Below are 14,535 nucleotides of genomic sequence, written 5' to 3'. Positions count from 1 at the left end.
TCAGTGGCTGGCCGCTGTTGCGCCCATTTCGTTGACTTGCTGAAAGGTCGAGAAGCGTTCGAGCGCGAACGGCCTGATCAACTCGGGCACCTTGCCGCCGCTGGCCACCAGTTCTGCCATGGTCTTGCCGCAGATCGGCGTGGCCTTGAAGCCCCAGGTGCCCCAGCCTGCATCCAGGTAGTAATTCCTGACCGGGGAGAGGCCCATGATCGGGCTGTAGTCCGGGGTCATGTCGGTGATCCCGGCCCATTGGCGCATCAGTTTGGCGTTGGCCAGAAACGGAAACATCTCGATGGCGTGGGCCAGCAGGCTTTCCTTGAGGTCCAGCGTCGAGCGGCTGTTGAACAACGGGTAGGGATCAGAGCCACCGCCAAACACCACTTCGCCACGGCTGGTCTGCTGCACATAGCAGTGCAGGGCGGACGAACTCACCAGCGGGTCAAGAAAGGGTTTGAAGGGTTGAGTGACCATCGCTTGCAGCGGGAAGGTCTGGATCGGCGAGCGAATCCCGGCCTTCTTCATCATCTGCGAACTCATACCTGCCACCGCCTGCACGGCGCAACCGCACTGGATGGTGCCGCGATTGGTCTTCACTGCCTTAATGGTGCCGTTCTCGATCACCAGTTCCTGCACTTCGGTCAGTTGATGAATTTCCACTCCGCGCTTGGCCGCCTGCTTGGCGTAGCCCCAGGCAACCGCGTCATGCCGGGCGGTGCCGCCGTCGATGTGCCACAGGCCGGCGAGTACCGGCAGATGGCCGGGGTCCAGATTGAGGCTCGGCACCAGTTCACGGATCTGCTGGCGGTCGATCATCTCGGTGCGGCCGCCGAAATGCTTGTTGACCTCGGCGCGCTGGCGGAACGACCGGACCGTGGCGTCGGTATGCGCAAGGGTCAGTTGGCCGCGCTCGGAGTACATGATGTTGAAGTCGAACTCGTTGGACAGGCCCTGAAACATCTTCACCGACTCGGCATAGAACTTTACGCCTTCGCTGGTCAGGTAATTGGAGCGGATCACCGCCGTGTTGCGCGCTGTATTGCCGCCGCCCAGGTAACCTTTTTCCAGCACGGCAATATTGGTGATGCCGTGGTATTTCGACAAGTAGTAGGCGGTGGCCAGGCCATGCCCGCCGCCGCCGATGATCACCACGTCGTAGGAGGACTTCAGTTCCTTGGGCGCAGGCAGATCTACCTCGACCGGGTACTCCGAGCTGAGCCCGTATTTCAACAGGTTGAAAGGCATACGGCCTCCGATTGGCTGCGTTGCGCGTGGGCCTGCTGCCGGGCAGCAGTCACGGTGTTTTTCATCAGGAAAGCGATGGTCATCGGGCCGACTCCGCCGGGAACCGGGGTTATGGCAGCAGCGACTTCGGTGGCGCTGTCGAAATCCACATCGCCCACCAGGCGGCTGCGGCCATGGTCCTCGATGCGGTTGATGCCGACGTCGACCACCACCGCGCCACGCTTGAGCCAGCTGGCATCGATCAGGCGTGGGCGGCCCACCGCCGCCACGACGATGTCGGCCAACTGACACAAGGCCCTGGCGTCGTGACTGCGCGAATGCACCACCGTCACCGAGCAATGCGCTTGCAGCAGCAGGGCGGCCATGGGTTTGCCGACGATGTTGGAGCGACCGATCACCACCGCATGCTTGCCGCTCAGATCGCCGCAGGTTTCTTCGAGCAAGTGCAGGCAGCCGCTGGGCGTGCAGGGCGTCAGTATGTTGCGCCCCTGGCTAAGCCCACCGACGTTTTCACTGTGAAAGCCGTCTACGTCCTTGCCCGGATCGATAGCCTGCAGGACGCGATTTTCTTCTATATGAGCGGGCAAGGGCAGTTGCAGGAGAATGCCGTTTACCGAGTTGTCGGCGTTCAGCTCGGCAATCAGCGCCAGTAAGCGGGCCTGGCTGCTGTCGGCCGGCAGGCGGTGTTCCAGCGAGCGAATGCCGGCTTCCTCGGCGCGCAGGATCTTGTTGCGTACGTAGACTTCACTGGCCGCGTCGTTACCGACCAGAATGACCGCCAGCGCCGGCTCGATGCCTTCGGCCTTCAAGGTGTTCACATCGTGTTTGACCTGTTGCAGAACGCGAGCGGAGGCGGCCTTGCCGTCGATGATGTGTGCGCTCATCGAAACACCACCGTTCGATCCGTGTTGAGAAACACGCGGTGCTCCAGGTGGTACTTGACTGCCCGCGACAGCGCGATGGTTTCGTTATTGCGTCCCGCCGCGACCAGGTCGGCAGGCAGGTAGACGTGATCGACGCGCTGCACTTCCTGCTCGATGATCGGACCTTCATCCAGGTCGCTGGTGACGTAGTGCGCGGTGGCGCCGATCAGCTTCACGCCGCGCTCGTAAGCCTGATGGTAGGGCTTGGCGCCCTTGAAACCCGGCAGAAACGAGTGATGGATATTGATCGCCCGACCCGCCAGTTGCTGGCACAGGTCGTCGGAGAGAATCTGCATGTAGCGCGCCAGCACCACCAGCTCGGTCCCGGTTTCATCGACCACCTTCATCAGCGCGGCTTCCTGCGCGGCCTTGTTTTCCCTGGTCACGGGCAGGTAGATGAAGCGAATACCCTCACGTTCGGCCATCGGTCGCAAATCCAGGTGATTGGAGACGATGGCGGTGATGGTCATGTCCATTTCGCCCTTGTGGTAGCGGTACAGCAGGTCGGTCAGGCAGTGATCGAACTTGCTGACCATCAGCAGCACACGCATCGGCCGGCGCGTGTCATGCAGCTCCCATTGCATGGCAAAGTCGTTGGCCACAGCGTCGAAGCCGGCTTTCAACTGCTGGATATCGCCCTCATGACCATCGTTGAAACGAAACACTGCGCGCATGAAAAAAGTGCCGCTGTACTCATCGTCGAACTGGGCCATTTCACCGATGTAGCAGCTGTTGCCAGCCAGGTAGGAAGTCACCGCCGCGACAATGCCGGAGGTCGCCGGGCAACTGATCTTCAGGATGAAATGGTTCTTCTCGTGTTGCATGGCGTGTCCTCTGAAGGGTGGCGGCAGTTCGGCGCAGGGCGAAAAAGGTCAGATGCAGAGGTTTTTCGTCGACGAATAAAATTCTCTACAGGAATTTAATATTCTTGAAGGCTGTTTTATAGGCGAAAGGAAATCCAGCGTCCAGAGGTTTATGGAAACTTTGTTTACTAAAGGGAATATTTCGGGTGGAGAGGTTTGGAGGAGGGCAGCTCAGGTTCACGCACTTATAGACAGAAAACGCCTGCGGCAGGCGTTTTCCGGAAGCAGGAAGGGGGGGGCTACTCGTGATGCGCCTCACCGACAAACGTCAGCGAGGTAAACAAGCCGCGTTCGGCGATGTCGGCGTTGTCCTTGACCGGCAGCGTGACCTCGGCCGCGATGATATTCAGCCCCTCATTACGCACGATGACGCTGGCCAGACCTTGTGCATCGGTTTCAGCGCTGACGACGTCCGGTGCACTGCGGTAATCGCCGATCAGCTTGATGCCGGCGGCGGGTTTGCCGTCGACCAGTACGCGCACCGGCAGTGGTTTGCCCGCGCCGACCTTCAAAGGGTCGGTCTGCGGCACGATCACGAAATTCAACTTGTTGAACGCTGGCAGGTGCGCGCCTTCGGCGTAAATGGCCACGCTGTATTTGAAGGTGTGGATGGAGTCGGTGCCATTGGGCACTTTGCTGCGTCCCTCATTGATCCATTTCTTTTCGGCGTCGCGCGTCCACATGCCGTTATCCAGCGCAACGCTCATGACCGCAGGCGGCTTGAGCGGCACCAGACGCGCGTGGTCGTCAAGGCGCTGTACCGTCACCGGGATCATTTTGCCCTGCAGGTCGTAGGCCCACGCGCCGCTGACCTTCTGCGCCTTGAAGGCGCTGTCTTCGGCGCCATGACCGTAGACCACTTCGATATTGCCGCGACGCTGTTCGGTCCACAGACCGTGCGCATCGACGTGACTGGCGAACAAAGCGCCGAGCAGGCCCAGGGCCAGAAAAGGTTTGTTTGAAAGCATGATGCGTCCTTGTTGTTGGGAGCGGGGTGTATTGAATCGGGTTGTCATGGGCGTCAGAGGCTGAGGGTCAGGCTGACCGTAACGTTGCGCGGTTCGCCAGGCGCGACCCAGTAATTGCTGTAGGAGCGCTCGTAGTATTTTTCATCGAAAATGTTGTTCAGGTTCAGGCCCACCGTGACGTTCTCACTGGCTTTGTAATGCGCCAGCAAATCTACGGTCTGGTAGGCCGGCAACTCGAAGTCAGAGCCTGACTGCCCTGAGCGGTCGCCGACGTAGGTGTACGCAGCGCCCACGTCCGAGCCGCGCAATGCGCCTTCCTGGAACTCATAGACGCCCAGCAGGCTGCCGCTGTGTTTGGCAACACCGAGGATGCGACTGCCGGTGGGAATGGTCTGGTCGCCCTTGGTCACTTCGGCGTCAATGTAGGCGAACGCACCGATGACCCGAATGGCTTCGCTGACCTGCCCGGTAAACTGCAGGTCGAAACCCTGGCTGCGAGCTTTGCCCACCGCACGATTGGTGTCGGTGCCCGGATCCAGCGCGAGAACGTTTTCCTTTTCGATATGAAAGGCGGCGAGGGTGGTGCTCAGGCGATCGTCGAACAGTTCGCTCTTGATCCCGACTTCGTAGCCGACGCCTTGTTCCGGGTCGAAGGTTTTGCCGGCGGCATCCAGGCCATTGTTGGGCTTGAACGAAGTGGAGGCGTTGGCGAACAGGCCGACCTGCGGTGTGAGTTGATAAAGCAACCCGGCGCGCTGAGTGAAAGCGTCCTGGCGCTGTCCGGAGGTGGCGTTGGTGGTGAAGTCATCGACCTGCTGATCGAAGTGCTCGTAGCGTGCCCCGATCATGCCGCGCAGCTTGTCGGTAAAGACAATCTGGTCCTGCAGGTTCAGCGCGCGGCTTTCGACATGCTCGTAGAAATCAGTGCCCGAGCGTGCGCCGGCGGGTTTCGGCTGGCCGTAGACCGGGTTGTAGATGTCGATGGCGTAGGGGCTGCCAGCGATGGTCGTGACGCGTTCGTTCTTGCGATAGTTCTCGTACTCGGTACCGATCAGCACTTCGTGCTCGACCCCCATGCCATCGAAACGGCCGCGTAACTCCAACTGGGTGATGCTGTCATGCCAGTTGTTGTCGCGCTCCCGGTAACGGCGATTGACAGTGTGCCCGTCGGCATTCAGCGGGCGCGCCTCGCTGGCAAAACCCGACATCTCGCCCTGTTTGTAGTGGCTGGCCAGACGCAGCGACCAGACATCGTTGAGCTGATGGTCCAGGGCGAACTGGACCATGTTGTTGTCGTTATCGATGTCATCGTCCGGCTCGCCGAGGAAGGTCGAGCGCGACACGCCACTCCACTTGTTGTTGGGGGCGACCACGCCTCGGTCGAACGTCGATGTGTGGCGCACGAACTCGGTTTCCACCTGCAGACGGGTGTCAGGGTTCAACTGCCAGCTGAAGGACGGGGCGACAAACACCCGTTTGCTCTCTACATGGTCACGAAAGCTGTTGTTGTCTTCTGCGGCCAGATTGACCCGCGAAAGCAGATTGCCTTCTTCATCCAGCGGCGTGTTGACGTCCAGCGCGGTGCGATAGCGATCCCAACTGCCTGCGCTGGTCTGCAAGGTGGTAAAGGCGTCACGCTGGGGTTTCTTGGTGACGATGTTGACCGTGCCGCCCGGATCGCCACGCCCGTACAGGCTGGCGGCGGGGCCTTTCAGCACTTCGATGCGCTCGATATTTGCGGCATCCGGCGTTGCAGGGTAGCCGCGGTTGGCGCTGAAGCCGTCCTTGTAAAACTCGGAAGTGGTAAAGCCGCGGATGCTGTACTCGTAAAGCGTCAGACCGCCGAAGTTGTTCTGCTTCGACACGCCGCCGGCAAAATCCAGCGCTCGCTCGACATTGTTGCTGCCAAGGTCCTTGAGCACTGAAGCAGGTACTACGCTGATCGACTGCGGGATATCCGCGATGGCGGTGTCTGTCTTGGTGGCCGTGGCCGAGCGGGTGGCGCGGTAGCCCTGGACCGGGCTGGTCGCCGTCTCGTACTGATAGTCGGAAGTGACATTGACGCTTTCCAGTTCAATGGTCTGCGGGCCTTCCTCCGCGTATCCCGTATTGCCCAAAACTCCGATTGCCAAGCCTGCCAGAGACGCGATTCTACGAGACGACATGTGAGACTTCCTGATAATAATAGATACAATATAACATCTCCTTTGGGAATTATTTTTGTTTGTTCAAGGGAGATTTAATCGTTCGTCTATCAGCAGGCATTCTGGCCGTGAGGCTCGGGATTCAGGTGGGATCGAGCACGCGCAAGGTCCATTTCCGTTGAGGAAATGGACCTTGCTCACTTACGCCAGCAACTCTGTCCCGAGTTGAAACGCCACCCACAACGCCAGTCCGGTGGCGAAGGTCAGCGCGATGTTTTCGAACCAGTTGTTGCGGTATTCCTTGCTCAGCAGTGACTTCTGATTGGACATGATCAGCAGCCCCAGCGAGATGACGGGCAACCCGATGATATTCAGCGCGTTGACGCCCAGCGTCAGGGTCACGAAGTCCGGCATGCCGGGCAGCGACCAGATCAGCGGGGTGACCAGAATGAACAGCATGAACCAGCGGTGCATCGGATCGTTGTGGAACACTTTGCCGTAGCGTTCGCGGCGCTTGGGCTGGATGTGCTGGAAGGCATCGGTGATCAGCATCGGAAAGGCTGTGGTCTTGCCGGAAATACTGGCGAACAGCGTGGCGAACACGCCGATGAAGAAGATGTACCAGCCCAGCGGGCCGAAGAAGATCTCCAGCGCCTTGCCCAGGTCCGCCAAGGTGTTGACCTGAATACCGTTGGGCCGCAGGATTTCGACGCCCACCACCCAGATGGCCAGGTTGATGATGATGCCGACGATCACCGCGAACAGCAGATCGTTGCGCTGGATGCGCTTGTGCTCTGGGCCGGTCCAGCCTTTTTCACGCATCACGTAAGGGTGGACGAAGTTGGCGATCGACCCGGCCACGGCGCCGATCACCGAGACCGCCACCAGCAGCGCGCCGTGTACGCCTTCATCAGGCGGAATACTGAAGCCGATGGTGCCCTTGATGATGCCGGTGACATCGGGTCCGGACATGATCGCCAGGGTCATAAACGCCAGGGTCATGATGGCCAGCAGCACCTTCATCACGCCTTCGATCATTGCGTAGATATTGCGGCCCACCAACAGCCACACGGCAATTACCACTGCGACGGAGCAGAGCAGTGGCTGGTCGATGTGCAGCAGCATGGCAAGCGCCTCGCCAGCGCCCTTGATCATGTAGGCGTTGATCAAATGCCCCATGAGCAATGCGTAGCCAAGCATGAACCAGGCGAACAGCGGGTGCAGTTGCGCGTAACCCTGGAGGATGGTCATGCCCTGGTTATTGCAGAGCTGGAAGCGGGCGATGATGTTGACGATCAGGAACCTGAGCAACAGCGAAATCGCCAGTACCCACATCATGGCGTAGCCATAACTGGCGCCTGCAACCGATGAGGTGATCAGATCGCCCGCGCCCAGCCAGGACAGCACGGCAATGATGCCGGGCCCCAATAATTTTGCAAATTTCTTGAGACGAGGTTCGGCTACTGGCGTGGCCGTTTCTTTGAGAGACGGGGTTTGCGGCATGCGGTGAATCTCCGTTTTTTATTGTAATGAGATGTCAGTCACTGCCAGACAAGATAGGACGTCATACAACATGGGTCGTTGGTAAAAATGTAACTATGTGTGAACCAGATGCGGCGCGGGCTAAGCTTGCGTCTGCCAATCTCGTTTTCCCTGGAGAGCCAATGATGTTTCCAATACTCGCCGCTGCCCAATTCTGCTCTGCGCGGGGAGATATCGAACACAATCTCTCCGGGCATTCGGCGTTCATGCAACAGGCATCTGAGTTGGGCGCCAGTTACTTGCTGTTTCCCGAGTTGTCACTGACAGGCTACGAACCGGATCTGGCTCGCGAGCTGGCCTTGCTTGCAGACGATGCACGTTTGGCGCCGCTCGCGGCACTGGCTGTGAAATTGCAATTGACGACCACCGTTGGCGTGCCACTCAGGGGGGCGAGCGACAGCGTCCTGATCGGCGCATTGACCTTCACCGCCGCGGGCGATGTCATCGCCTATGCCAAGCAACACCTGCACCCCGGCGAAGACGTCGTGTTCAGTGCCGGCAGCGAGGACGGCTATCTGCTCGTTGATCAGCAGCGAATCGGTCTGTGCGTGTGTGCAGACTTCGCCCACGCCGAGCACGCGCAACGCATGGCGCAAGGCGGATCCTGGGGGTACGCAGCCAGTGTGCTGATCTCGCCGGGAGGCTATGAATACGATGCCGGACTGCTTTCGGGGCATGCTCGCCGCCACTCACTGCCGGTATTGATGGCCAATCATGGCGGGCCGACTGGCGGCTGGCAGTCGGCGGGGCGCAGTGGTCTGTGGGACGAGGCAGGGCATTGGGTTGGCGGGATGGAGGGTGAAGGAGGTGGTCTGGTAGTCGCGACTCGCCAGCGCGAGGGCTGGCGGGTCAGAGCAGTTACAGTGGGCTAAGACGTTTCACGCGCCTACTGCATTGTCCGGTTTGAGCCCGGTTTCGTTATGCGAGCGCGAAAGGGTCTCCGGTACAGCCAGCCACAACAGACAGAACGCTACCGCTGCTACACCGGCGAGGGTCAGAAATGCCGCGCTGTAACCTGCTGCATGCACGACAAAACCCGCCAGGCTGTTGCTCAGCGCCGCACCCAGCCCGAACAGCGTGGACAGCGCACCCAGACTCACGTTGAAACGCCCGCTGCCTTGAGTGAGGTCCTTGACCATCAATGGGAACAGGGCACCGAACAGGCCAGCGCCGATGCCGTCGAGCATCTGCACCGCCACTAGCCAATAGGGATCATCGGAGAGGGTGTACAGCACACCGCGAATCGGCAAGAACAGAAAGCCGGCCAGCAGCAGCGGCTTGCGCCCCCAGACATCCGCTTTCATGCCTACCAGCAGCGCGGCAGGCACCATCACCAGTTGGGCCGCGACGATGCACGCCGAGGTCAGCGGTGTGGCCATCTGCATGTTGATTTGTGACAGCTTCTGACTCACCAGCGGCAGCATCGCCGCGTTGGCCAGATGGAACAGCGCGCAGCAGATACCGAACATCAGCAGCGGCTTGTTGCTTAACAGCGCAGAAAGGCCTGACGGCTGGTGACCACTGACCTCGTGGCTGGCGTCGAAGCCCCGAGCCACGTCGTGATCGATCGCGTCTGCGGAAACGAAGCTGACCGCGACAATGCTCGCCAGCGCCATGGCGGCCATCAGGTAAAACACCGCGATAGGGCCGAATAGATAGGCGAAGCCGCCAGCCAGAAGGGCTGCGCAGGCATTACCTGCGTGATTGAACGTTTCGTTGCGCCCGGTACGACGGGTAAACGCTTTGGGCCCGGTGATACCCAGCGAAATGGCCGCGATGGCCGGTGCAAATACCGAGGCCGCAATGCTGCTCAACGCCTGGGTCAGGGCGACCACGGAAAAAGACGAAGTAAAGGGCAGAATCAGGCAACTCAGGGTCACCAACAAGGCCGCCACACCGATCATGGCGCGCTTGTAGGGCGTGCGGTCGATCAGCGCCCCGGCAGGTGTCTGGGTCAGCAGCCCGGCAATGCCGGCAATGGTCATCACCACGCCGATGCTGGCCGGGTCCCATTTGTGCACCGCCAGTAGATAGATCGCCAGATACGGTCCCAGGCCATCGCGCACATCGGCAAGGAAGAAATTCAGACTGTCCAGTGAAAGGGTGTTGCGGCGATCTGCATGACTGACCAAGAGTGAAGTTCCTGTAATTCGTCCGACTCCAGGCAACCGAGTCACGGGTAATACTGACCCGGGCCGTTTTAAAGAAGTTTCCGCACCCAAGATGAAATTTAGGCTTCAAATGCTCTTTTTCTGCAGGCTTTTCAGTCGCTGGGTCGCGCGTTGCACGGCTGCCATCTTTTCAGGCCGTTTCATACGCTTCCATTTGCGAATATCGTCCTTGGTACGCCCGCAGCTCACGCACAGATCGCCGCTGAGCTGGCACACGGAAATGCACGGGTTTTCGATGTCCTTGGCCATGCTCAACCTCGTCTGGCGTATTTGCGTTTGATGCGCTGCTGCCAGTCGCCCGCGTTCTCGCGCAAGCACTGCTCTTCGCAGTCGACATGCACATGTGCCGCTGCATTCGACAGGCTGACCTGAGCATCGTCAAGTGCCTCTACCGTGAGACCGGTCATGCGCTTGTCCAACCCGCGCTGCAGCGCAGCGTTCTTGTCAGCCAGCGTGTCAAACACCCACACCACCTGCAGGCTGGCCGGGAACGCCGCGTAATCGACTTCATGAGTCAGCCAGCAGAAACCGGGCATCTCGGCCTTGGCGGTCTCGCAGGCGTTCGTCAGTGCGCTCACCAGACGCCGATCTGTGTGGGCCTGTTCGCGTTTGCTGGATGGCATGGGGGGCCTTGAAGTGTAGAGGGAAAGATGGTCACGATACCTGATTGCTGGTTTTGCTTACAGGCTGAGGCAATCAAGAATGTGGAAGCTGGGTTCCGAGTTGGCCTCAGATTAAGTACATAACTGTGAGGTCTTGTTTATTTTTAAACGTTTCGGTGTGACGTGTCCTTCATTATCTTCAGATAAGGACGATAGCGCTAACATGTGTTGTTCGGGCATCCTTGTGTGCATTGAATTATTGCTTGTCGAGCTGGCGACGTTTTAATCGGCTAAGGAGTGTTCAGTGATTGTGTCTCATATAGGTGTGTTTGGCACTTTATTTGTAGATTATAGGTCTTTTGTTAACTGTACGCAGGGGGTAGTGCTATGGCGTTTGATACTTACATGCAGATCGAGGGTATTCCTGGCGAATCCCTTGACGCTGTATTTAAAGATTGGATAGAGCTTTCGGATTTTGATGTGGGGGCAAGCCAGTCAGCTTCGGCGACGACAACAAGCGCTGGCGGTGCAAGCAGCGGGCGAGCCAGTATGAGCGATTTCTTTTTCCGTAAAGCTGTTGATAAATCTACCCCCAAGCTCCATGAGGCTTGCTGCAGTGGTAAGCATTTCAAAGAGGTCACTATCGCTGTAAATCGTGCAGGTACGGAAAAAATAAAATATCTAGAGATAAAGCTTGAAGAGGTAATAATTTCTTCGGTGTCTCTGAATGGCAATGGCTCGATTGAAAGTGGTTTTCCAACTGAAACAGTGCGCCTTAATTATGGGCGCATAAAAATGCTTTATACCCAGCAGAAGCGATCCGATGGTCAAGGCGGCGGACAAGTAGCGGGTGGTTGGGATGGTATAAAAAATAGAGTCTACGCCTAGTTTTTGCCAGGGAAGGGTGTTATATGTTGGAAAATACCAATAATTCTAATGTTGCATATTGCAGCTTTTCATTAAACAGTGAATCCGTGAGCACCTTACGTTGTGGTCAAGCTAGCTATGAAGCGTTCTCGGGTATGGGGGCTCCATTTGTTAACAATCCTCAATATCAGTCTGTTCAGGGGAAAGGTGCAATTCCAACTGGGCGATATTTTATTGTTGATCGGCAAAGTGGGGGCAGGTTCGGTTGGGTTAGAGAACCGTTACAAGACTTTTTGGCTGGCACAGACAGAGGAGAGTGGTTTGGTCTCTATAGAGATGACGGGGAAGTTGATGATCAGACAACTGTTGATACTATACGGCGTGGCGCGTTTAGGCTACACCCCGTCGGACCGCGTGGTCTAAGCGAAGGCTGCATTACTCTTAATTCTCAGATTGGTTTCGATGAGCTTAAGAAGTATCTTCGCAGCCAGAGAGGGGAGGTTATCAGCGGAACGAATCTCAAGTATTATGGGGTGATAGATGTGGTCGGTGCTGGCGATAAAAATTCCAAATGAAGAAGATAGTGAAACTCATCATGATAGGCGTTTTGGTTTTGGTACTGGCTGCGCTGCTCACTAAGTGGGTTGTCGCTTTAGGCTTTATTGGCTGGCTTCTTGGAACTGAAACAGGCCTCGATATGTATGCTTCAGCAGTGAGTGCGCTAGGCATAATCGGTGGCGAGGATGGAGAGTTCATGCTTCTTGCCTTGATGGTATTCGTCATGCTGGTTCCATCGGCGTTTCTTGTGGGCGCTGCAGCTAAAAGGCTTCATACGTTCAGAGCAGAACAGCAGTCAGCAGCTAATAAGAGAGCTGGCAGATAATACGCAGTGCTGCCTGATCTCACACGGCCATCATTCAAGCCATGCAGCGTTATCTTGTAGGATGACGTTCGGTCGCAAGGCCGGCGCCATTCCAAAAATAACAAGGAGACGCATGATGGATTTCTCAACCTCAAGCCCCGCTCTGGAGCCAAGCCGTCGGAGCTTTCTGAAAAAATCGCTGGCCGTTTCAGCAACCGTTGCCGCCATCGGCGCATTGCCGCGTCTTTCCAGCGCTCAGCCGCTGACCCAACGCTACCCCGACCCTTTGGTCCGTGTGCTGGATGACAGCTTTACCGACATACGAATATTCAATGCCAGCGTCGAGAAGCTGGCCAGCGGCATGCGCTGGGCCGAAGGGCCGGTGTGGATCGGTGACGGGCGCTACTTGCTGGTCAGCGATATCGCCAATAATCGCATCATGCGCTGGGACGAAGTGACGGGTGAGCTGTCGGTGTACCGCGAGCACTCGAACTTTTCCAATGGCATGTGTCGCGACCGTCAGGGCAGGCTGCTGGTTTGTGAGGGCTCCAGCACGACCAATGAGGGGCGGCGGGTAACGCGTACCGAGTACAACGGGCGCATCACCGTGCTGGCCGACAGCTTCGAGGGCAAACCTTTCAATTCGCCCAACGATATCGCCTGCAAACGGGATGGGTCTATCTGGTTCACCGATCCCACCTTCCAGGCCGAAAGCAACTACGAAGGTCAAAAGGTCAAGCAGGAGCAACCTTTCGGCGTCTATCGCATAGACCCCTCGAACGGCAAGGTCTCCAGAGTGATCGATGATCTGGCAGGTCCGAACGGCCTGTGCTTTTCGCCGGACGAGAAAACCTTGTATGTGGTCGAAGGGCGGGCCAGACCCAATGGCCTTATCTGGGCTATAGCGGTCAAGGAAGACGGCACGCTGGGCGAGCGGCGCAAGCTTATCGAAGGCCTGGACTACGCGGCGATAGACGGCATCAAGTGCGACGAGAGCGGCAATCTGTGGTGCGGCTGGGGCGGTAACGGTGATCCCAAAGCGGATATGGAGAAACTCGACGGCGTGCGAGTGTTCAACCCTCAAGGCAAGGCCATCGGCCACATCAGCCTGCCCGAACGCTGCGCCAACATCTGCTTCGGCGGGCGAGAGGGCAATAGGCTGTTCATGGCCAGCAGCCATTCGCTTTATTCGGTGTTCGTGAACGCGCGCGGTGCTACGTTTGCCTGACGGCGCGTGACCCGATGACGGCGCATGATACGACGCGTCGTCAATCGGGTCGAACCCCTCGGGCCGTGCCCGGTCTGTTCCTGTAATTACTTTCAGGGATAGTTATTTATGTCGGCGCAACGCGGCCTTGTTCTACTTGCACGAGGCGGTTATGCCGCCCGTGGTGTTGTTTATCTGATTATCGGTCTGTTCGCGGTACTGGCGGCGCAGGGCTCCTCGCAGCCGGCCGACAGCCACAGCAGTCTTGAGGCGCTGTTGAGCCAGCCTTTCGGCGGTGTTCTGGTCGGGGTGGTGATCGTCGGCCTGCTGGCGTTCGCGGCATGGCGTGTCTTGCAGGCTACCCGGGACGTTGACCACCATGGCCGCGAATTCAAGGGGTTGGTGATTCGCGGCGGTCTGTTGGTGGGCGGCTTTACGTACGGCGCACTGGCGTTCTTTGCCCTGGGCCTGCTGGTCAGTGGGCTGAAGAGCTCCGGCGGCTCATCGGACGGTGGTCAGGCCAAGGACCTGCTGGCGGCCATTCTGTCCTGGGATCATTCCAATCTGCTGGTCTATGTGGTCGCCCTGGTGCCCTTGGGGGTGGGCATTGTGCACATAATCAAGGGCTACAAGGCGTCCTTCGAGAAGTATTTCGAGGCCGACGAAGACGTCATGAAATACGTGCGTCCTGTCTCGCGCTTCGGCCTGATAGCCCGCGGCGTGGCGTTCATTGAAATTGCCGTGTTACTGGCGGTCAGCGGCTCCAGTTATCAGGCCATGCACCCGCCTGGCATGAAAGATGCGCTCAACGGTTTGCAGGATTTGCCCGCAGGCGGCTTGGTATTGCTGATCGTGGCACTTGGGCTGATCGCGTTTTCGGTGTACAGCTTCGCCCAGGCGGCCTGGCGCCGGATCAATATGGACGTGCCTGATGCGCCGGAGGCTGTGGCGCGTCATTTCCGCTGATCGCCCGTATTCTGGCAGAGGACTGCGTGACGTCTCAGGTCAGGCAGTCCTTTAGTGGCGCCTGCCAGTAAAAATAATGTGATCTACGTCTCAAGTCACCCTTGGCGCGGCCGACATTCTCTTTAGCGTTGCGATCATTTTCCGGACTGACGTTCTCCACGCGGGCCCGGATCAGATT

Annotated in this window: 15 protein-coding genes; 6 read left to right on the top strand and 9 right to left on the bottom strand. The window is 58.2% G+C overall.

Going from position 1 to position 14,535, the window contains the following annotated elements; all coding sequences use genetic code 11:
* The 6 genes from P406_RS07960 to P406_RS07935 all read right to left on the bottom strand — a co-directional run bounded on the left by P406_RS07960 (position 1) and on the right by P406_RS07935 (position 7,643).
* Positions 1 to 1,242: an FAD-dependent oxidoreductase gene (locus tag P406_RS07960; protein WP_003423862.1), complete on the bottom strand. Its 1,242-nt coding sequence runs from the start codon at positions 1,240 to 1,242 to the stop codon at positions 1 to 3.
* Positions 1,224 to 2,126: a bifunctional methylenetetrahydrofolate dehydrogenase/methenyltetrahydrofolate cyclohydrolase FolD gene (gene folD, locus P406_RS07955; RefSeq protein WP_046235892.1), complete on the bottom strand. Its 903-nt coding sequence runs from the start codon at positions 2,124 to 2,126 to the stop codon at positions 1,224 to 1,226. Before folD ends, P406_RS07960 begins: the two co-directional genes overlap by 19 nt.
* Entirely contained in the window at positions 2,123 to 2,989 is an 867-nt protein-coding gene (gene purU, locus P406_RS07950) for a formyltetrahydrofolate deformylase (RefSeq protein WP_046235891.1), read from the bottom strand. The genes folD and purU overlap by 4 nt, the downstream gene beginning before the upstream one ends.
* A 278-nt stretch (positions 2,990 to 3,267) precedes the next feature.
* On the bottom strand, positions 3,268 to 3,996 hold the full coding sequence (locus P406_RS07945) for a DUF4198 domain-containing protein (RefSeq protein WP_046235890.1): 729 nt from the start codon (positions 3,994 to 3,996) through the stop codon (positions 3,268 to 3,270).
* Positions 3,997 to 4,049: 53 nt separating this feature from the next.
* Positions 4,050 to 6,161, bottom strand: a complete 2,112-nt coding sequence (locus tag P406_RS07940) for a TonB-dependent siderophore receptor (protein WP_046235889.1) — start codon at positions 6,159 to 6,161, stop codon at positions 4,050 to 4,052.
* 180 nt (positions 6,162 to 6,341) lie between these two features.
* Complete coding sequence (locus P406_RS07935) at positions 6,342 to 7,643, bottom strand: Nramp family divalent metal transporter (RefSeq protein ID WP_004410722.1); 1,302 nt, start codon at positions 7,641 to 7,643, stop codon at positions 6,342 to 6,344.
* 161 nt (positions 7,644 to 7,804) lie between these two features.
* Here P406_RS07935 and P406_RS07930 point away from each other — a divergent pair, with 161 nt between their 5' ends.
* Complete coding sequence (locus P406_RS07930) at positions 7,805 to 8,554, top strand: carbon-nitrogen hydrolase family protein (protein ID WP_046235888.1); 750 nt, start codon at positions 7,805 to 7,807, stop codon at positions 8,552 to 8,554.
* A gap of 6 nt (positions 8,555 to 8,560) precedes the next feature.
* Here P406_RS07930 and P406_RS07925 read toward each other — a convergent pair whose 3' ends face one another.
* The 3 genes from P406_RS07925 to P406_RS07915 all read right to left on the bottom strand — a co-directional run bounded on the left by P406_RS07925 (position 8,561) and on the right by P406_RS07915 (position 10,476).
* Entirely contained in the window at positions 8,561 to 9,814 is a 1,254-nt protein-coding gene (locus P406_RS07925) for an MFS transporter (protein ID WP_046235887.1), read from the bottom strand.
* Between the two features lie 105 nt (positions 9,815 to 9,919).
* Complete coding sequence (locus tag P406_RS07920; RefSeq protein WP_003315517.1) at positions 9,920 to 10,102, bottom strand: DUF1289 domain-containing protein; 183 nt, start codon at positions 10,100 to 10,102, stop codon at positions 9,920 to 9,922.
* A 2-nt stretch (positions 10,103 to 10,104) separates the two neighbouring features.
* Positions 10,105 to 10,476, bottom strand: a complete 372-nt coding sequence (locus P406_RS07915) for a hypothetical protein (RefSeq protein WP_046235886.1) — start codon at positions 10,474 to 10,476, stop codon at positions 10,105 to 10,107.
* 366 nt (positions 10,477 to 10,842) lie between these two features.
* Between P406_RS07915 and P406_RS07910 the strand changes: the two genes are divergently transcribed.
* The 5 genes from P406_RS07910 (at position 10,843) to P406_RS07890 (ending at position 14,357) form a co-directional block, all read left to right on the top strand.
* A complete protein-coding gene (locus P406_RS07910; RefSeq protein ID WP_004410730.1) occupies positions 10,843 to 11,343 on the top strand; it encodes an Hcp family type VI secretion system effector in 501 nt (166 codons plus the stop codon).
* 23 nt (positions 11,344 to 11,366) lie between these two features.
* Entirely contained in the window at positions 11,367 to 11,897 is a 531-nt protein-coding gene (locus P406_RS27305; RefSeq protein ID WP_082100738.1) for a DUF2778 domain-containing protein, read from the top strand.
* On the top strand, positions 11,894 to 12,205 hold the full coding sequence (locus tag P406_RS07900; protein ID WP_046235884.1) for a hypothetical protein: 312 nt from the start codon (positions 11,894 to 11,896) through the stop codon (positions 12,203 to 12,205). Before P406_RS27305 ends, P406_RS07900 begins: the two co-directional genes overlap by 4 nt.
* A 115-nt stretch (positions 12,206 to 12,320) precedes the next feature.
* On the top strand, positions 12,321 to 13,412 hold the full coding sequence (locus P406_RS07895; RefSeq protein ID WP_046235883.1) for an SMP-30/gluconolactonase/LRE family protein: 1,092 nt from the start codon (positions 12,321 to 12,323) through the stop codon (positions 13,410 to 13,412).
* Positions 13,413 to 13,520: 108 nt separating this feature from the next.
* Positions 13,521 to 14,357, top strand: coding sequence for a DUF1206 domain-containing protein (locus tag P406_RS07890; protein WP_004410736.1), 837 nt, complete (start codon positions 13,521 to 13,523; stop codon positions 14,355 to 14,357).
* The last annotated feature ends 178 nt before the right edge of the window (positions 14,358 to 14,535 follow it).

Source organism: Pseudomonas syringae pv. coryli str. NCPPB 4273, from assembly GCF_000972175.1.
Lineage (GTDB): Bacteria > Pseudomonadota > Gammaproteobacteria > Pseudomonadales > Pseudomonadaceae > Aquipseudomonas > Aquipseudomonas syringae.
The sequence above is the reverse complement of the archived record's forward strand: the minus strand, read 5'-3'. Positions and strand labels throughout refer to the sequence as shown.